Source organism: Nocardioides sp. Leaf285 (genome assembly GCF_001422955.1).
In the GTDB taxonomy this organism is placed as follows: domain Bacteria; phylum Actinomycetota; class Actinomycetes; order Propionibacteriales; family Nocardioidaceae; genus Nocardioides; species Nocardioides kribbensis.
The window spans coordinates 408390-425652 of sequence record NZ_LMNH01000003.1 but is presented as its reverse complement, the minus strand read 5'-3'; the positions used below and the strand labels follow the sequence as shown (position 1 = coordinate 425652).

General features: G+C 72.9%; 21 protein-coding genes. 5 read left to right on the top strand and 16 right to left on the bottom strand.

Annotation, left to right across the window (positions count from 1 at the left end; translation table 11 throughout):
- Window position 1: 1 nt before the first annotated feature.
- The 4 genes from ASF47_RS10370 to ASF47_RS10355 form a co-directional block, all read right to left on the bottom strand.
- Window positions 2-595, bottom strand: coding sequence for a DUF305 domain-containing protein (locus ASF47_RS10370; RefSeq protein ID WP_056863917.1), 594 nt, complete (start codon window positions 593-595; stop codon window positions 2-4).
- Between the two features lie 198 nt (window positions 596-793).
- Window positions 794-1201: a four-helix bundle copper-binding protein gene (locus ASF47_RS10365; RefSeq protein ID WP_056863916.1), complete on the bottom strand. Its 408-nt coding sequence runs from the start codon at window positions 1199-1201 to the stop codon at window positions 794-796.
- A gap of 95 nt (window positions 1202-1296) precedes the next feature.
- Window positions 1297-1767 (bottom strand): hypothetical protein, encoded by a 471-nt coding sequence (locus ASF47_RS10360; protein ID WP_156697851.1) that lies wholly within the window; start codon window positions 1765-1767, stop codon window positions 1297-1299.
- Window positions 1768-2006: 239 nt separating this feature from the next.
- Window positions 2007-3179 (bottom strand): acyl-CoA dehydrogenase family protein, encoded by a 1173-nt coding sequence (locus ASF47_RS10355; RefSeq protein ID WP_056863914.1) that lies wholly within the window; start codon window positions 3177-3179, stop codon window positions 2007-2009.
- Window positions 3180-3238: 59 nt separating this feature from the next.
- Between ASF47_RS10355 and ASF47_RS10350 the strand changes: the two genes are divergently transcribed.
- The gene (locus tag ASF47_RS10350; RefSeq protein ID WP_228941923.1) at window positions 3239-3706 is read left to right on the top strand and encodes a CoA-binding protein; all 468 of its coding nucleotides are present in this window, start codon (window positions 3239-3241) and stop codon (window positions 3704-3706) included.
- Here ASF47_RS10350 and ASF47_RS10345 read toward each other — a convergent pair.
- The 7 genes from ASF47_RS10345 to ASF47_RS10315 form a co-directional block, all read right to left on the bottom strand.
- Complete coding sequence (locus ASF47_RS10345; RefSeq protein WP_056863913.1) at window positions 3695-4885, bottom strand: heparan-alpha-glucosaminide N-acetyltransferase domain-containing protein; 1191 nt, start codon at window positions 4883-4885, stop codon at window positions 3695-3697. The genes ASF47_RS10350 and ASF47_RS10345 overlap by 12 nt on opposite strands.
- Before the next feature lie 7 nt (window positions 4886-4892).
- Complete coding sequence (gene purE / locus ASF47_RS10340; protein ID WP_416383229.1) at window positions 4893-5465, bottom strand: 5-(carboxyamino)imidazole ribonucleotide mutase; 573 nt, start codon at window positions 5463-5465, stop codon at window positions 4893-4895.
- A 4-nt stretch (window positions 5466-5469) separates the two neighbouring features.
- Window positions 5470-6630 carry a 5-(carboxyamino)imidazole ribonucleotide synthase gene (locus tag ASF47_RS10335; protein ID WP_156697850.1) on the bottom strand — a complete coding sequence of 387 codons (1161 nt, stop codon included), beginning with the start codon at window positions 6628-6630 and terminating at the stop codon, window positions 5470-5472.
- Between the two features lie 26 nt (window positions 6631-6656).
- Window positions 6657-7142, bottom strand: coding sequence for a winged helix-turn-helix domain-containing protein (locus ASF47_RS20655; protein WP_082500196.1), 486 nt, complete (start codon window positions 7140-7142; stop codon window positions 6657-6659).
- Window positions 7143-7237: 95 nt separating this feature from the next.
- Window positions 7238-8176 (bottom strand): adenylate/guanylate cyclase domain-containing protein, encoded by a 939-nt coding sequence (locus tag ASF47_RS10325; RefSeq protein ID WP_056863912.1) that lies wholly within the window; start codon window positions 8174-8176, stop codon window positions 7238-7240.
- A 43-nt stretch (window positions 8177-8219) separates the two neighbouring features.
- The gene (locus ASF47_RS10320) at window positions 8220-8732 is read right to left on the bottom strand and encodes a PH domain-containing protein (protein WP_056864584.1); all 513 of its coding nucleotides are present in this window, start codon (window positions 8730-8732) and stop codon (window positions 8220-8222) included.
- Window positions 8733-8782: 50 nt separating this feature from the next.
- Window positions 8783-9634: a biotin--[acetyl-CoA-carboxylase] ligase gene (locus ASF47_RS10315; RefSeq protein ID WP_056864583.1), complete on the bottom strand. Its 852-nt coding sequence runs from the start codon at window positions 9632-9634 to the stop codon at window positions 8783-8785.
- Between the two features lie 107 nt (window positions 9635-9741).
- On the opposite strand from ASF47_RS10315, the gene ASF47_RS10310 reads away from it, so the two are divergent.
- Complete coding sequence (locus ASF47_RS10310; RefSeq protein WP_156697903.1) at window positions 9742-11319, top strand: acyl-CoA carboxylase subunit beta; 1578 nt, start codon at window positions 9742-9744, stop codon at window positions 11317-11319.
- Window positions 11316-11534, top strand: coding sequence for an acyl-CoA carboxylase subunit epsilon (locus ASF47_RS10305; protein WP_056863910.1), 219 nt, complete (start codon window positions 11316-11318; stop codon window positions 11532-11534). Before ASF47_RS10310 ends, ASF47_RS10305 begins: the two co-directional genes overlap by 4 nt.
- 18 nt (window positions 11535-11552) lie before the next feature.
- Here the strand turns inward: ASF47_RS10305 and ASF47_RS10300 are convergent, their stop codons facing one another.
- Together ASF47_RS10300 and ASF47_RS10295 are read right to left on the bottom strand one after the other, a co-directional pair.
- Window positions 11553-12299, bottom strand: a complete 747-nt coding sequence (locus ASF47_RS10300) for a response regulator transcription factor (RefSeq protein ID WP_056863909.1) — start codon at window positions 12297-12299, stop codon at window positions 11553-11555.
- A gap of 10 nt (window positions 12300-12309) precedes the next feature.
- Window positions 12310-13749, bottom strand: coding sequence for an MFS transporter (locus ASF47_RS10295; RefSeq protein ID WP_056863908.1), 1440 nt, complete (start codon window positions 13747-13749; stop codon window positions 12310-12312).
- Window positions 13750-13839: 90 nt separating this feature from the next.
- On the opposite strand from ASF47_RS10295, the gene ASF47_RS10290 reads away from it, so the two are divergent.
- Both ASF47_RS10290 and ASF47_RS10285 read left to right on the top strand, forming a co-directional pair.
- Window positions 13840-14496, top strand: a complete 657-nt coding sequence (locus tag ASF47_RS10290; RefSeq protein WP_056863907.1) for a TetR/AcrR family transcriptional regulator — start codon at window positions 13840-13842, stop codon at window positions 14494-14496.
- Between the two features lie 20 nt (window positions 14497-14516).
- On the top strand, window positions 14517-15131 hold the full coding sequence (locus tag ASF47_RS10285; protein WP_200919030.1) for a Maf family protein: 615 nt from the start codon (window positions 14517-14519) through the stop codon (window positions 15129-15131).
- On the opposite strand, the gene ASF47_RS10280 is transcribed toward ASF47_RS10285, so the two are convergent.
- The 3 genes from ASF47_RS10280 to ASF47_RS10275 all read right to left on the bottom strand — a co-directional run bounded on the left by ASF47_RS10280 (window position 15058) and on the right by ASF47_RS10275 (window position 17205).
- Window positions 15058-15606: a GtrA family protein gene (locus tag ASF47_RS10280; protein WP_056863906.1), complete on the bottom strand. Its 549-nt coding sequence runs from the start codon at window positions 15604-15606 to the stop codon at window positions 15058-15060. The genes ASF47_RS10285 and ASF47_RS10280 overlap by 74 nt on opposite strands.
- A 109-nt stretch (window positions 15607-15715) precedes the next feature.
- Window positions 15716-15817, bottom strand: coding sequence for an MFS transporter small subunit (locus ASF47_RS22215; protein ID WP_414855733.1), 102 nt, complete (start codon window positions 15815-15817; stop codon window positions 15716-15718).
- A complete protein-coding gene (locus tag ASF47_RS10275; protein WP_056863905.1) occupies window positions 15814-17205 on the bottom strand; it encodes an OFA family MFS transporter in 1392 nt (463 codons plus the stop codon). The genes ASF47_RS22215 and ASF47_RS10275 overlap by 4 nt, the downstream gene beginning before the upstream one ends.
- Window positions 17206-17263: the final 58 nt, after the last annotated feature.

Sequence of the window (17263 nt, the reverse complement as noted above, 5' to 3'; positions counted from 1 at the left end):
ATCAGCGGGCCACGTTGCCGACCAACGGGAGAGCGAGAAGCGCACGCAGGAGTGTCTGCGCGGCGCGCCATGCGTCCCGCTGCCCCATGGCCGAGCCCTCGAAGTCCGGGACCGGTCGCTGCTCGGCCTCCTCCGGAGTGGTCGCCGGGCCGTTCTCCTCGATGTCCTGGACCAGCCAGTCCATCTCCTTGATCTCCTTGCGCTGCGCGGCGGTGATGCCGTCGGCCAGCTCGCGCACCCGGACGTCCTCGATGCCCGCCCTCTCGCTGGTCAGGATGGCGATCGAGTGGTGCGGGATCATCGCCTTCATGTAGCTCTCGTCCTCGACGAGCGCCTGCGAGCGGGACAGATAGAGCGCCGTGCCGCCGAGAAGGAGCGCGCCCACGACGATGGCCACGTTCACCGTGCGGTTGCGGTACATCATCCCCCACATGAAGGCCAGCATGATGAGCGCCATCGCCGCGCCCATGAGCAGCGCCATGTAGAGGCGCTCCTCGCTGAAGCGGACATGGTCGGCACTGAAGGCGTTCGTGTACGTGAGTGCGAACATCACGACAGTGGACGTCGCGATCATCAGGCCGAACCTGAGGTACATCTTCGCCTCGTGCCGTCCCCGTGGTCCTCACCGCTGTCGCTCGTGTTGTGGTCCTCGTGCTGGTGGTGGTGCTGGTCGTCCTGCTGGTGCTGAGTCATGGTCGTCGGTCCTTCCAGTCTGTGAGCCGCGCAGCGCGTGAACGGCGCGCCCGATGGCCGGACCCCGTGGGGCCCGGCCATCGGCCGGTGCGGTCGGTTCTCAGCCGATGGCGGCCAGCAGGCGGTTGCAGGCGTCCTCGCAGCGGCGGCAGGCCTCGGCGCAGATGCGGCAGTGCTCGTGCATCTCGGCGTGCTGCTCGCACTCCTCGGCGCAGGACTTGCACGCCTGCGTGCACGCTTGGAGCACGGCCCGGGTGATGTTCGCGTCGTAGCCGGTGTGGCGTGACAACACCCGTCCGGTGGTCTCGCAGATGTCGGCGCAGTCGGCGTTCGTGCGGATGCACTTGGTCAGGTCGGCGACCATCTCCTCGCTGAGGCACGCATCGGCGCACGCGGTGCACGTCTGGGCGCACTCCACGCATGCGGCCACGCACTGTGCCAGGAGCTCGCGGTCGGCGTTGATCTCGGCGGGGTAGGTCTTCATCATCTCGGTGATCGTGCTGGACATTGTCTTCTCTCCGTCTCTCGTTGGTGTGGACCTGCTGTACGGGTGTGCGTAGTGGCGTCACGGCCAAGCCGTGGCGCAGGCGAACGCACCAACCCTCAGGTCCGGATCACCGGAGAGAAGCGAGGCGGATCTCGGGGCGGAGGGCCCCTGAGCACGCGCGCGAGCCAGGAGGCGGGAAACGTCAGCCGCGGTGACAGTGCTGCAGTCGCGTGTGTTGACCCAGGCCACCATCCGCGGCGATGCAGAAGCACCGCAGCGGCACACAAGATCGCCAAGCAGGCGCCGAACAGGTGAAGCGTGTGAGCGGCAGTGCCGCCGTCGTCGCTGCTGTGGTCGGGCCGGACGGTCAGAACCTCGCCAGCGGCCAGCCGGGGGTCCGTCGGCACGGTCAGGCTGTCGGCTCCAGGGGCGGTGCCGGACGTCGCGGACCCGGAGGCCGACATGCCGACATGGCGCGCGAACACGTCATCGCCGGAGGCCCCCATCAGGACGAAGAGCGAGGCCATCACGCACGCAACCAGCCACCCATGGGGCGGCTCCAAGGACATCGTCTTGTGCGCGCGCATCAGCAACACCGTACCCAGTCGCCGTCCTCACATGCCGATCCGCCGGAACGGCGGCCGGCCGGCGCTCGTGCTCGTCGTCGAGCAGGATCACGGTCGCGGACGTGTCACACAAGCGACACACAGACCGTGCGGACGGGTGCGTCTCGGTGCTTGAAGATGCCGAACTCGGCCATTGTCACGTCGCGCCTGTCTGGCACCATGGCCACAGGAATCGCCGCTTTGGACCGCAAACCCGCAGGTCAGAGCTGTGACTGAACCCCTGCAAGGAGCTGCCGTGCCATCACGATGCGTTGGACCTGGTTGGTGCCCTCGTAGATCTGGGTGATCTTCGCATCGCGCATCATGCGCTCGACGGGGTAGTCCTTGGTGAAGCCGTAGCCGCCCAGCACCTGCACGGCGTCGACGCAGACCTGCATGGCCACGTCGGAGGCGAAGCACTTGGCCGCGGCGCCGAAGAACGTGAGGTCGGCGTCGCCGCGCTCGGAGCGGCCGGCGGCGGCGTAGGTCATCTGGCGGGCGGCCTCGATCTTCATGCCCATGTCGGCGAGCATGAACTGCAGGCCCTGGAACTCCGCGATCGCCTTGCCGAACTGCTCGCGCTCCTTGGCGTACTGCAGCGCGTAGTCGAGCGCGCCCTGGGCGACGCCGACGGCCTGGGCGGCGATGGTGACGCGGGTGTGGTCGAGGGTCTTCATGGCGGTCTCGAAGCCGGTGCCCTCGGCGCCGATCATCCGGTCGGCGGGGATGCGCACGTGGTCGAGGTAGACCTCGCGGGTCGGGCTGCCCTTGATGCCCAGCTTCTTCTCGGGGGCGCCGAAGGAGACGCCCTCGTCGGACTTCTCGACGACGAAGGCCGAGATGCCCTTGGAGCGCTTCTCGGGGTCGGTGACGGCGAGCACCGTGTAGTACTCCGACTCCCCCGCGTTGCTGATCCACCGCTTGGTGCCGTTCAGCACCCAGTCCTCGCCGTCGCGCACGGCCTTGGTCCTCATCGACACCGCGTCGGAGCCGGCCTCGGGCTCGGAGAGGCAGTAGGAGAAGCCGCCCTCGCCGCGGGCCAACGCCCCGAGGTACTTCTTCTTCAGCTCCTCCGAGCCGGCGATCTGCACCGGCAGCGAGCCCAGCTTGTTGACGGCCGGGATCAGCGAGGCCGACACGTCGGCGCGCGCCACCTCCTCGATGACCAGCACGGTCGCGAGGGCGTCGGCACCGGCGCCGCCGTACTCCTCGGGCACGTGGGGGGCGTGGAAGTCGGCGGCGAGCAACGCGGCCGCGGCCTCGTGGGGGTAGCGGGCCTGCTCGTCCACCTCGGCGGCGTGGGGGGCGACCTTGGCGTCGCACAGGTCGCGCACCGCCTCGCGGATCGTCTGGTGCTCCTCGGACAGGGCGTAGAGGGGATAGTTGGACGTCATAGCATCCGAGGTTACTCGGAGGTAGGACGCACGTGCACCCCGCGACCTAGGCTGGCGGTGTGACCTCCGACGCCCCCCTCCCCGGCGCCCCCCTGACCGGCGACTGGCAGCACGCCGGTTCGGTCGACCTCATGCTCGACGCGTGCGACACCTGGGCCGTCGTCGGGCTCTCCGGCGACCCGAGCCGTACGGCGTACGGCATCGCCCACCTGCTCCAGCAGCGCGGCAAGCGGATCGTGCCGGTCCACCCGGCCGCCGCCGACGGGCGTCTCGTCGTGCTGGGCGAGCCCGCCTGGCCCACCCTCGCCGACGTGCCCTTCGCCCTCGACGTGGTCGACGTCTTCCGTCGCTCGCAGTTCGCCGGCGAGGTGGCCGACCAGGCGGTCGCCGTCGGGGCGCGCGGGGTGTGGCTGCAGCTCGGCGTGGTCGACGAGGCGGCCCTGCGCCGCACCCGGTCCGCCGGCGTGGCCATGGTGATGGACACCTGCCCGGCCATCGAGTGGCGCCGGCGCGGCTCAGCCGTCTGAGGGGCCGTCTGAGGGGCCGGCTGAGGGGTCGGCTGAGCGCCCGCGCACGAGTCGGGCGGCCCCCTGGGAGGCCAGGGAGACCAGCTGCTCGAGGGGGCCACGGCGCCCGGCCGCGGCGTAGAGCGCGCCGATGCCGAGCAGCACGAGGAGGTGGGCGGGGTAGGCCGAGGACTCCTCGGGCGGCCACAGCCGGTCGGTGCGCAGCAGCACGTGCAGCGAGTAGAGCGTGAGCACCATCGTCCCGGCGCCGAAGACGATGCCGACCGCGCGACGCGCGACGTCGAGGCCGTGGCGCACCAGGGTGGCGTCGAGGAGCAGGCACAGCCCCAGGACCAGGCCCGCGCTGCCGATGGTCTGCAGCAGGTCGAGCGTGGTCGAGCTGTGCGGCGCCGCGGCCACCAGCCAGCCCGGCTCGCCGGGCGGCGTCGTGCCGAACATGCCCCCGGCGGCCTCGTCGAGCTGCGCGGCGGTGAGGTCGGTGCGTGCCACCAGGGCCCCGGCCAGGACGCTGGACCCCACCGCGAGGGCCAGCCCGCCGAGCGCGACCGCCGTCCCGACCGCGCGCCGGGCGAGGTCGAGACGGCCCAGGGCCAGCCCCACCAGCACGTAGGACAGCCAGGGCACCGCTGGGTAGTAGCCGGTCCACAGCAGCTCGGCCGACAGCCCGGTGGGATCCGCCACCAGCTGGGCGAAGGTCGGGCTGGCGACGCCGCGCGGGGCGAGCTCGGCGCGCAGCACGTAGGAGAAGAGCGGCGCCGCCGCCACCCAGGCGGCGGCCAGGCCCAGGAGCGCGGGCGGGCGGAGCCCGAGGAAGGGCAGGGCCAGCAGCAGCAGCACGGCGTAGTAGGTGAGGATCACCGCGAGCCCCGAGTCGGGCTGGCCGAGCGCGAGCCCGAGCAGCCCGATCAGCACCGCGCGGACCACGATGCCCGTCGAGCGCGCCGCGCGCTCGCGCCCCTGCACCGGCTCGCGGCGCCCAGTGGTCAGCGCGAGGCTGACCCCCAGGAGCACCGCGAAGAGCGCCGAGGCCCGTCCGCCGGCCAGCCACTGCGCCGCGCTGAGCGACCCGTCGGGGTCGCGCGGGTCGACGACGTGGGTCGCCACCATGCCGACCAGGGCCAGGCAGCGGGCCACGTCGACGCCGAGCAGGCGCCCCGCGCCGTCCCCCGACCCCGGCACGGTCGGGTCAGAAGCCGAGGCGACGGGGGGCGGCCTCGCGGCGCACGACCTCGCCCTTGGCGTGGGCCGCGGTGCGCAGCTCGGCCTGGAAGTCGCGCATCCGCTGCTGCAGCCGCGGGTCGGTCGCGGCCAGGATCCGCACGGCGAGCAGGCCGGCGTTGCGCGCGCCGCCCACCGCGACGGTGGCCACCGGCACACCGGCGGGCATCTGCACGATGGAGAGCAGGGAGTCCATGCCGTCGAGGTACTTCAGCGGCACCGGCACCCCGACCACCGGCAGCGGCGTGACCGCGGCGAGCATGCCGGGCAGGTGGGCGGCGCCGCCGGCGCCGGCGATGATCACCGACAGGCCGCGCTCGTGGGCGCGGCGGCCGTAGTCGAGCATCTCCTCGGGCATCCGGTGGGCCGAGACCACGTCGGCCTCGTGCGGCACCTCGAACTCGGCCAGCGCCTCCGCGGCGGCCCGCATGACCGGCCAGTCGGAGTCGGAGCCCATCACGATGCCGACGCGCGGGGCGGGCCGCCCGGTGGCAGGACCGGTGGGGGTGCCGGTGGGGGTGCCGGTGGGGGTGTCGGTCACGGGTCTACTCGCTCTCGTTGCCGAGGTCGCCGCGGAACCAGGCGGCGGCGTGCCGCGCCCGCTCCAGGCAGTCCTCGAGGTCGTCGCCGTAGGCGTTGACGTGCCCGACCTTGCGCCCGGGGCGCAGGTCCTTGCCGTAGAGGTGCACGCGCAGGTGGGGGTCGCGGGCCAGGGCGTGGGGGAAGCCGTCCCACAGCCGTCCCACCTCGGTGTCGTCGCTGCCGAGGATGTTGACCATCACCGTCCAGCGCGCGCGGGGGGCCGGCGAGCCCAGCGGCAGGTCCATGACGGCACGCAGGTGGTTCTCGAACTGGGAGGTCACCGCGCCGTCCTGGGTCCAGTGACCGGTGTTGTGCGGGCGCATGGCCAGCTCGTTGACGAGGATCCGCCCGTCGTTGGTCTCGAAGAGCTCCACGGCCAGCACCCCGGTGACGCCGAGCTCGCCGGCGATGCGCAGCGCGATCTCCTGCGCCTGGCCGCCCAGCTCCGGGTCGAGGTCGGGGGCGGGGGCGACCACCTCGTGGCAGATGCCGTCGCGCTGGGTGGAGGCGACGACGGGGTAGGCCGCGGCCTGGCCACTGGGCGAGCGCACCACGAGGGCCGAGAGCTCGCGGCGGAAGTCGACGAGCTCCTCGGCCAGCAGGCCGACGCCGCCCTCGGCGGCGGCGCGCAGCGGCTCGGCGCAGTCCTCGAGCGACCGCACGAACCACACCCCCTTGCCGTCGTAGCCACCGCGGGTGGTCTTGAGCACGCAGGGCAGGCCGAAGGCCTCGACCTCGTCGGGGGAGGCCACGACGGCGTTGCGCGGGCACGGGACGCCCAGCTCGGCCAGGCGCGTGCGCATCACGGCCTTGTCCTGGGCGTGGACGAGGGCGTCGGGGCCGGGTCGCACGGCGACGCCGTCGGCCTCGAGCGCGTGGAGGTGCTCGGTCGGCACGTGCTCGTGGTCGAAGGTGACCACCGGGCAGCCGTCGGTGACGCGGCGCAGCGTGGCGAGGTCGCGGTAGTCGCCGACGACGTGGTCGGGCACGACCTGCGCGGCGGAGACCCCCTCGGCCTCGGCGAGCAGGCGCAGCGGCAGACCCAGGGCGATGGCGGGCTGGGCCATCATCCGGGCCAGCTGGCCACCGCCGATGACGGCGAGGACGGGAGCGGACTGGGGCACGGCCCCAACCCTAGGAGACGCCCCCGTCAGGCGACCACGGGGCGCTCCGCGGCGGACACGCGGTCGGCCTCGGGAGCGCGGTAGGCCATCTCGGGAGCCCCGACACCGGGGGCGGCCGGGCCGTCGGCGCAGTCGGTCGCGACGTCGGCGTCGATGACGATCGGGGCCACCGGCTGTGCACCCTCGCCGCCCGCGGCCGGGTGGCCGGGAGGCGGCTGCGGCTCGAAGCGCAGGCCCTTGCCGCGGATGGTGGTGATCAGGTGCGGGCGCCGCGGGTTGTCGCCGATCTTGCGGCGCACCCAGCCCAGGTGGACGTCGATGGTCTTGGAGGAGGTCCAGAAGCTGGTGTGCCACACCTCGCGCATCAGCTGCTCACGCGTGACGATCTCGCCGGGGCGGGAGATGAGGGCGAGGACGAGATCGAACTCCTTGCGGGAGAAGGTGATCTCGTCGTCCCCCTTCCACGCGCGGCGGGTCTCGGGGTCGAGGGAGACGTCCTGAACGCTGTACACGGGACAACCGTACGAAGCGACCCGGGCGAAAGTAAGGAAATGCCGCAAAATGACAGTGGCAGGAAACTGTCACGCTGGGGAGACTGAAGAAATGCTCAGTGGCGACGAACGGCCACCGGCTCGACGAGACCGAAGCCGCGCACCGGTCGGGCCGGCAGACGGCGGGTCTCGAACTGGTCCTCCGGCAGCACCGCAGCCGTCGCGGCGTCGATGATGATCCGGTTGCGGCGGGCCACCGCGGTCAGCCGCGCGGCCATGTTGACCGGCGGGCCGAAGACGTCGCCCAGGCGCATCACCACCGACCCGCTGGCCAGGCCGAGGCGGATGTCGGGCATCCGCGGGTCGCGACCGATCACGTTGATGATCCCCTCGGCGGTGTCGTAGGCCCGGATGGGGTCGTCGTTCACGAAGAGCACCGAGTCGCCGATGCTCTTGATCACCCGGCCGCGCTGGGTGGCCACGACGTCGGCGCAGCGCACCTCGAAGAGCTCCACGAGGTCGCCGATGCGCTCCTCGGTGAGGGTGTTGCTCAGGGCGGTGAAGCCCACGATGTCGGCGAAGCCGACGGTCAGCGTGGTCGTGTGGAGGTCCTCGTCGGTGGCGCCGAGGGCCTCGATGCGGGCCGCGGCGGCGGCCAGGTGGCGGCGCCACGCGTAGATCAGCATCGACTCGAAGGGCTTGGAGAAGTCCTCGACGACCTGCAGGGCCAGGTCGACGCGGGCCCCGGGGCCGGCCTCGTCGGCGTCCATCTCCTCGACGTGCTGCACCAGGGCCGAGACCTCCCAGTCGGCCAGGCGCGCCATCGTCTGCCCCACCGCACGCGTGAGGTTGACCGCGAGGTCGAAGTCGATGAGCCCGGAGCGCACCACCTCCAGCAGGACGCCCACCGCCTCGGAGTCGGCGCCCATGAAGGCCGCCTCGTCGGCGGGGTGCTCGGGGAAGCCCAGCGCGCGCCACAGCCGGCGGGCCTGCTCGAGCGAGACACCGGCGTGCTCGGCCAGCTCGGGTGAGGTCAGCACCGGCACGTCGCCCATGATCGCCCGCTCCAGGTCGCCCGGTCGCCTGCTCGGCCCCGGCTCACGCACCGTCGGCCCGCGAGCGCGGCTCGTGCAGGTCGTGCAGGAGCAGGTTGAGGCGGCGGTGGGTCTCCTCGACGTGGGGGATGTCGGGCAGCGCGACCTGACCGTGGGTGCTGGCGTCGCTGATGATCAGCGTGCCGCAGCCCAGGAGCCGGTCGACCAGGTGCAGCTCGATGGCCACGTCGCTGATCCGCGACAGCGGGATGTCGTGGCCACGGCGGGTCACGACGCCGGTGCGGGTGATGAGACGACGGTCGGTGAAGGTGTAGGAGGCGGTGAGCCAGACCAGGAAGGGGCGCAGCACCCACCACAGCGCGGCCACGGCGACCAGCGCCCACACGACCAGCGACGCCACGCGGCCCACCTCGCCCTCGAGCAGCACCTGCGCCGCGACGCCGACGGCGAGCAGCACGACGAGGGTCAGCAGCGGCAGCAGCAGCGCCTTGGGGTGGGTGCGGGTGCTGAGGACGACGGACTCCCCGTCGTTGAGCAGCTTCTGCGAGATGGCCACCACACGATCATGTCACCTGCGGGCGACCCGCGCGCACCGGTCGGGCCACCTCACAGGGCGCGCGCGTGCACCACGTCGCCGGCCCCCACGGCCACCTCGCCGTCGGGTCCCGCGACCACCAGGCGACCCTGCTCGTCGACCCCGGTCGCCCGCCCCAGCAGGGTCCGCCCCGCGGGCAGCTCGACGCGCACGCGCCGGCCGACGCTCACGCAGGAGGCGGCGTACGACGCGCGCAGCCGCTCGGCCGCGCCGGCGCCGCCGCTCTGCCAGGTGTCGTAGGACTCCCGCAGCGTGGCGAGCAGGTCGACGAGGAGGGCCGCGCGGGTCGGCACCGGGAGGCCGAGCCGGTCGGCCTCGAGCGCCAGCGAGGTGGCCGTGGCGACCGGCAGCCGGTCGGCAGGGGTCCCGACGTTGAGCCCGATCCCGACCACGGCGGCCGCACCGGCGGGACCCTCGACCCGCTCGACCAGGATCCCGACCAGCTTGCGCTCGCCGCCCGCGGGGGCGCACAGCACGTCGTTGGGCCACTTCACCCCGGCCTCGAAGCCGTGGGCGCGCAGGGTCGCGGCGACCGCCTGCCCGGTCAGCAGCGGCAGCCACGGCCACTGCTGCGCCGGCACCCGCGGGCGCAGCAGGACCGAGAAGGGCAGGGAGGTGCGCGCCGGCATCTCGAAGCCGCGGTCGAGGCGTCCCCGGCCCGCGGTCTGGTGCTCGGCCACCACCACCAGCCCCTCGGCCTCGCCGGACCGGGCCCGCTCGGCGACCAGCGCGTTGGTGGACGGCGTGGAGGCGACCACCTCCACCCTCAGGCCGGGCACCACGAGCGCGGCCGGGTCGAGCGGGGCGTCGAGCGGGAGCCGCTCCGGCTCGTGGGGTGGGCGCTCGGCGGTGTCCGGGGTCACGGGCACTACATTGACGCACGACCACTCGACGGGCCAGATCAGGAGGCCGGATACACGTGAGCGCACAGCCAGGCGAGGGCACCGACGTCCCCTCTCAGGAGACAGGCATCGACCTCCACACCACCGCGGGCAAGCTGGCCGACCTCGACCGCCGTCTCGACGAGGCGGTGCACGCCGGCTCGGCCAAGGCCGTCGAGAAGCAGCACGCCAAGGGCCGCCAGACCGCGCGCGAGCGCATCGAGCAGCTCTTCGACGAGGGCTCCTTCGTCGAGCTCGACGAGCTGGCCCGGCACCGCTCCACCGCCTTCGGCCTGGAGAAGACCCGCCCCTACGGCGACGGCGTGGTGACCGGCTACGGCACCATCGACGGTCGCCAGGTCTGCGTGTTCTCCCAGGACTTCACCGTCTTCGGCGGCTCGCTGGGCGAGGTCTACGGCGAGAAGATCACCAAGGTGATGGACCTCGCCATCAAGACCGGCTGCCCGATCATCGGCATCAACGAGGGTGCCGGCGCCCGGATCCAGGAGGGCGTGGTCTCCCTCGGCCTCTACGGCGAGATCTTCCGCCGCAACGTGCACGCCTCGGGCGTCATCCCGCAGATCTCCATGATCATGGGCTCCTGCGCCGGCGGCCACGTCTACTCCCCCGCGGTCACCGACTTCACGATCATGGTCGACGGCACCTCCAACATGTTCATCACCGGGCCCGACGTCATCAAGACCGTCACCGGCGAGGACGTCTCGATGGAGGAGCTCGGCGGCGCGCGCACCCACAACACCAAGTCGGGCAACGCCCACTACATGGGCTCCGACGAGGCCGACGCGATCGAGTACGTCAAGGCGCTGCTGTCGTTCCTGCCGCAGAACAACCTCGACGAGTCGCCGACCTTCGACGACCCCGCCGACCTCGAGCCCTCCGAGCTCGACCTGGCCCTCGACACGATCATCCCCGACTCCCCGAACCAGCCCTACGACATGCACACCGTCATCGAGGCGGTCGTCGACGACGAGGAGTTCCTCGAGGTCCAGGAGCTCTTCGCCCCCAACCTCATCGTCGGCTTCGGCCGCGTCGAGGGACACTCGGTGGGCGTCGTGGCCAACCAGCCGATGCAGTTCGCCGGCACCCTCGACATCGACGCCTCGGAGAAGGCCGCGCGCTTCGTCCGCTTCTGCGACGCCTTCAACATCCCGGTGCTGACCTTCGTCGACGTGCCCGGCTTCCTGCCCGGCACCGACCAGGAGTGGAACGGCATCATCCGCCGCGGCGCCAAGCTGATCTACGCCTACGCCGAGGCGACGGTGCCGCTCATCACCGTCATCACCCGCAAGGCCTACGGCGGCGCCTACGACGTCATGGGCTCCAAGCACCTCGGCGCCGACATCAACGTCGCGTGGCCCACCGCCCAGATCGCGGTGATGGGCGCCCAGGGCGCGGCCAACATCGTGCACCGCAAGGAGCTCAAGGCCGTCGAGAAGGAGGGCGGCGACGTCGAGGCGCGTCGTGCCGAGCTCATCGACGAGTACGACACCACGCTGGCCAACCCCTACATCGCCGCCGAGCGCGGCTACATCGACGCGGTCATCACGCCCCACGAGACCCGCGTCGAGGTCGTCCGGGCCCTGCGCCTGCTGCGCTCCAAGCGCGAGACCCTGCCTGCGAAGAAGCACGGGAACATCCCGCTGTGAGCGCCGAGCAGGAGCCGGCGGCCCCCGTGCTGCGGGTCGTCACGCCTGACGCGACGCCGGAGGAGATCGCTGCCCTGGTGGCCGTCGTCTCCGCCCTCGGCGCCGGCCCGGCGCAGGCGCCGCGACGCCCCGAGTGGAGCGCCCCGGCCCGCCTGGTGCGGCGCAACCCGCCGCACGGGCCGGGCGGCTGGCGGGCCAGCGCGCTGCCGCGCTGAGCCCACGCGCGGCCCGGCTCAGCGCTGCTCGGCGCAGCGGTAGCCGACCTCGCCGACGGCCTCCACGAAACGGGGCCGGTCGCCGGTGTCCCCGAGCCGGTGGAGCAGGGCCTCGACGCACGCGTCGAGGCCCTGCCGGTCGTCGTCGTCGACCACCGTGGGGCCCGGCCGGTCGCCGCGCACCGAGAGCACCAGGTCGGCCTTGCCCCGCACCCGACGTCCGGTCGAGAGCAGGGTCGTGAGCAGGGTGCGCTCGTGCGCGCCGAGCTCGACCGGCCGCCCGTCGAGCTCGACCGCTCCGGTGGCGGTGTCGAGCACCAGGCCGTTGAGCTCCAGCGTCGCCGGCAGCAGGACCCCGGGCGGTGTGCGCGCGGCGAGGCCCGCCGCGTCGGCGACCAGCGCGTCGGCCTTGGCCCGCAGGTCGCGCGGGCGGAAGGGCTTGACCAGGTAGTCGTCGGCGCCGGCCTGCAGACCCGCCGCGGCGTCGCCGTCCTCGGCCATGGCCGAGATCATCACGACGTGGGTGCCGCTGAGCTCGCGCAGCCGGCGCGCCACCGCGAAGCCGTCGAGGCCCGGCATGTTGACGTCGAGGGTCGTCAGGAGCGGCGCGTGCGCGCGCACCGCGTCGATGCCCTCGAAGCCGTTGCCGGCGAGCACCGTGGTCAGGCCCGCCTGGGTGAGCACGATGTCGATGAGGTCGCGGACGTCGGGGTCGTCCTCGATGACCACCGCGACGGGGGCGGCGGCGGGGGGTCGCTCCGGCATGGCCGGGAGCCTAGGGCATGGTCGGGCCCCGCCCGCCGGGGGCGAAGCAGGCCGCGACCACCGCCACCGCGACCGCGGCGGACCCGGTCAGGAGGGCGACGCCGATGGCCCCGTCGTAGCCGGTGGGGGTGATGTCGCCACCCGCGCCGAGGAAGACGGCGGTGAGCACCGCGACGCCGAGGGCGACCCCGAACTCGCGGATCGTGGAGTTGGCCGAGCTGGCCACGGCGAAGTCGGCGTCGGGCAGGCCGTCGAGCACGGCGGTCGCGCTGGGCGCGAAGGTCAGACCCATGCCGATCCCGGCCATCGCCAGGGCGGGCACGAACGACGGGTAGGACGCCTGGCTCTCGGTGAGGGCCGCGAACCACGCCAGCGCCCCGGTCTGCAGCAGCAGCCCCGTCACCAGCAGCGCGCGCAGGCCGGTGCGCGCGGCCAGCGCCCCGGCGATCGGTGCCACGACCATCGGCGCCGCCGTCCAGGGCAGCGTGCGCAGCCCGGCCTCGAGCGGGGAGTAGCCGTCGACGACCTGGAGGTACTGCGAGAGCAGGAAGACCGTGCCGAAGACGCCGAGGGTGAAGGTGAGCCCCACGGCGTTGGCCACCGAGAAGCCCCGGGAGGCGAACAGCCGCAGCGGCAGCACCGCGTGGGCACGCCCCCGCGCCCACCCGACGTACGCCGGGAGCAGCGCGACCGCCGCGACGAGCGGGCCGGCGACCCGCACGTCGGACCAGCCGTCGTCGTTGCCGTGCACGATGCCCCAGATGCCGAGGAACACCGCGCCGCCGAGCAGCAGCGTGCCCACGGGGTCGAGCCGCTGCCAGGTGCCGCGCGACTCGGGCACGGCCCAGAGCAGCAGCGGCACGGCCACCACCGCGACCGGCACGTTGAGCCAGAAGATGGCCTGCCAGCTGACGCCCTCGACGACGGCTCCCCCGACCACCGGACCCAGCGCGACGCCGAGCCCGGAGACGCCGCCCCACACGCCGATGGCCGCCGCGCGCCGCTGCGGCGTCACGCTCGCCGCGAGCAGGGTCAGCGACAGCGGCATGATCGCCGCCGCGCCGAGGCCCTGCACGGCGCGCGCGGCGATCAGCGACTCCGCGCTCCCGCTGAGCGCGGCGGCGATCGAGGCGGCCGTGAAGACCACGACGCCCGCCAGCATCACGCGCCGGCGCCCCAGGCGGTCGCCCAGGGTCGCGGCCGGGAGCATGAAGGTCGCGAACGACAGCGTGTAGGCGTTGACGAACCACGACAGCTGGCTGACGCTCGCGGCCAGGTCGGCCTGTACCACCGGCAGGGCACTGGTCATCACGAGGTTGTCGAGCGTGGCCATGAACATCGGCAGCGAGGCCGCGAGGACCGCCAGCGCCACGGGCACGTGGCGACGCGCGGGCGGCGCGGGCGGGGTCGGTGTCAGCGCGGGGGTGGGGCGGTCGTCGGTGAGGGACATCGTGGGCTCCCTGGTGAGGAGGTCGCGGGAAGGCATCGGATGATCACCTCCGACGACGACGGTAGGTAATCGACTGATAACATGTCAAGCATGCCCTCCTCCCGCGCCGAGACCCGCCCCCCGGACCGCGCCGCCGGAGCCTCGCGGATGAGCGCCGAGGACCGCCGCGAGCTGGTGCTCGACGCGGCCACCCGGGCCTTCGCCCGCGGCGGCTACCACGGCACCAGCACCGACGCGGTCGCCCGGGAGGCCGCGGTCTCGCAGCCCTACGTCGTGCGCCTCTTCGGCACCAAGCTCGACCTCTTCCTCGAGGTCTTCGAGCGCGCCACGCTGCGCATCGACCGGGCCTTCGCCGACGTGCTCGCCGAGGGACCCTTCGACCCCGACAGCGACGACGACTGGGGACGCATGGGCCTGGCCTACACCGAGCTGCTGGCCGACCGGGCGCTGCTGCAGGTGATGATGCACGGCTTCTCCGCCGGCGACCTCGACGAGGTGGCCGAGCGGGCCCGCGCCTGCATGGGCCGCATCTTCGCGACCGTGCGGCGCACCGGCTGCACCGACGACCGGGCGCGCGACTTCGTCGCCCACGGCATGCTGCTCAACGTCATGCTCGCGATGCGGGCCCCCGAGCACGTGGGCGAGCGCGGGGCCGACGGCAGCGGCGCCCTCGACGCCCTCACCAGCTGCACCTTCGGCGAGGCCCTCGACGTCGTGGCGCCGCCGTACCCTGCGCCCGGTCGCTAGCCGGCCTCTAGGCTCGTGCGGTGACCTTCGTGCTGGCCAGTGCCTCCCCCGCCCGACTCGCCACGCTGCGCAGCGCCGGCCTCGATCCCGTGGTCGTGGTCAGCGGCGTCGACGAGTCGGTGCTCGACGGCCTGCCGGCCGCCGACCTCGCCCTCGGACTCGCTCGCCTCAAGTGCGACGCCGTGGCCGAGCGGGCCGGGTCGACGGGCTCCGAGGTGCCCGCCGACGCCCTCGTGCTCGGCTGCGACTCGGTGCTCGAGCTCGACGGCCGGGCGCTCGGCAAGCCCCACTCCCCCGCCGAGGCCGTCGCGCGCTGGGAGGCCATGCGCGGGCGCACCGGGGTGCTGCGCACCGGTCACCACCTGCGCGACCTCGCCAGCGGGCGCTCGACCGGGGCGACCGCGTCGACGACCGTGCACTTCGCCCGGGTCAGCGACGCCGAGATCGCGGCCTACGTCGCGACCGGCGAGCCGCTGCACGTCGCGGGCGCCTTCACCGTCGACGGCCTGGGCGGCGCCTTCGTCACCGGCATCGAGGGCGACCACCACAACGTGGTGGGCGTCAGCCTGCCGCTCCTCCGCGAGCTGACGGCGGCGCTGGGTCGGTCGTGGACCGACCTGTGGGCGCGGCCGTGAGGGTCTCCTCGGCGGGGTAGATGTCGCCGAGCCCGATCGGGCGCCGGAACACGAAGGTGCGGAAGAGGTAGAACCGCGCACCGACTCCGAGGGCCAGGCCGATGACGTTGGCCGCGACGTTGTCGGAGACCGGGTCGTCGAGGCCGAGCACGTCGCGGCTGACCACCAGGCACAGCACCGGCAGGGCCATGGTCGCCACGTTGATGACGACGAAGGCCGAGCGGCCCCCGTCGGCCTGGCGCGGCGGGCGGTCGCGGAAGGCCCAGCTCCGCGTGCCGCGGTAGCTGATGACCATGCCCACGGTGTTGGCGACGACGTAGGCCAGCACCGGCTGGTCGGGCAGCAGCGCGTGCTCGCCGGTGTTGAAGCCGTGGACCAGGAGGTTGAACAGCACGAGCGCCACGACGGTGGCCAGGCCGCCGACGGCCAGGAACCTGCCGACCTCGGCGAGGACCCGCTCGCGACCCTCGCCCATGGGTCCAGGCTAGGCCACGACGACGTCGGGCCGGGGAGCGACGTGCTCCCCGGCCCGACGGCCGTACGGTTCCGGAGGGGTCCGGAAGGTCCGGAGGGTCCGGCCGGCCTCAGCCGGTGAAGAGCGCCGAGGCCTTGCGGACGGTCTCGACGATGCCGTAGGCCAGCGGGACGCCGACCAGGGCCCAGGCGACGACGATCCGGGCGCTCATGCGTTGCTCCTCTCGGTGGCACGGGCCGCGCGCGGCTCGTGGTACTTGCTGGCGACGGGGCGGACCATCGCGTTGGCCAGCAGGCCCACCGCGAGCAGGCCGACCATGATGAACAGCGCCGGGCGGTAGTCGCCGGCCACGAGCTCACCGGGGGTGCCCTGGCTGTCGAGCACCGAGTTGACGATGAGCGGCCCGGCGACGCCGGCGGCCGACCAGGCGGTCAGCAGCCGGCCGTGGATGGCGCCGACCTGGTAGGTGCCGAAGAGGTCGCGCAGGTAGGCCGGGATCGTGGCGAAGCCGCCGCCGTAGAAGCTGATGATGACCGCGGCCAGCAGCACGAAGAGCGCGGTGGCGCTGCTGCCGACGGTGGCGAGCAGCACGTAGAGCACCAGGCCGAGGCCGAGGTAGACGAAGTAGATGCCCTTGCGCCCGATGACGTCGGAGGTCGAGGACCACACGAAGCGACCGGCCATGTTGAAGATCGACAGCAGGCCGACGAAGCCGCCGGCGGCCACGACCGAGACCGTGCTCGTCGCCCCGTCGCGGAAGAAGTCCTGGATCATCGGTGAGGCCTGCTCGAGGATGCCGATGCCGGCGGTCACGTTGCAGAACAGGATGGTCCACAGCAGCCAGAACTGCGGGGTCTTGATCGCGTTGGCCGCGGAGACCGAGTCGGTGGTGACGAGGCTCTTCTGCTTGACCGTCGAGGGGTCGAAGCCGTCGGGGCGCCAGTCGTCGGCCGGCACGCGCATGGTGAAGGCGCCGAACATCATGAAGACCAGGTAGAGCGCGGCGAGCGTGAGGAAGAGCAGCACGAGCGCACTGCCGTCGGCCACGGGGTTCTCCGTCGCGCTGAACGAGGGGTCGTAGGCGGCGAGCAGCTCGCCGCTGAGCGGGCTGGCGATGAGCGCGCCGCCGCCGAAGCCCATGATCGCCATGCCGGTGGCCAGCCCGGGACGGTCGGGGAACCACTTGATGAGCGTCGAGACCGGCGAGATGTAGCCGATGCCGAGGCCGATGCCGCCGATCACGCCGTAGCCGAGGTAGAAGACCCAGATGCTGCCGATCGCGATGCCCAGGGCGCCGACGAGGAAGCCGGTGACCCAGAAGCAGGCGGAGACGAACATGGCGGCGCGCGGACCGTTGCGGTCCACCCACGTGCCGAAGAGGGCGGCGGAGACGCCGAGCATCACGATCGCGATCGAGAACGAGATGCCCACGGCGGTGAGGCTGGAGTCGAAGTGCTCGACCAGGGCGCTCTTGTAGACGCTGGTGGCGTAGACCTGGCCGATGCAGAGGTGGACGGCCAGGGCGGCCGGGGGGATGAGCCAGCGGTTGAAGCCGGGCGGGGCCACGGTCTTCTCACGGGCGAGGAACGACGGAACCACGGGGGATACCTCCGAGTCGGGAACCCGCTAGTTCTACTCCCCCGCCCGAGTGGCGTGG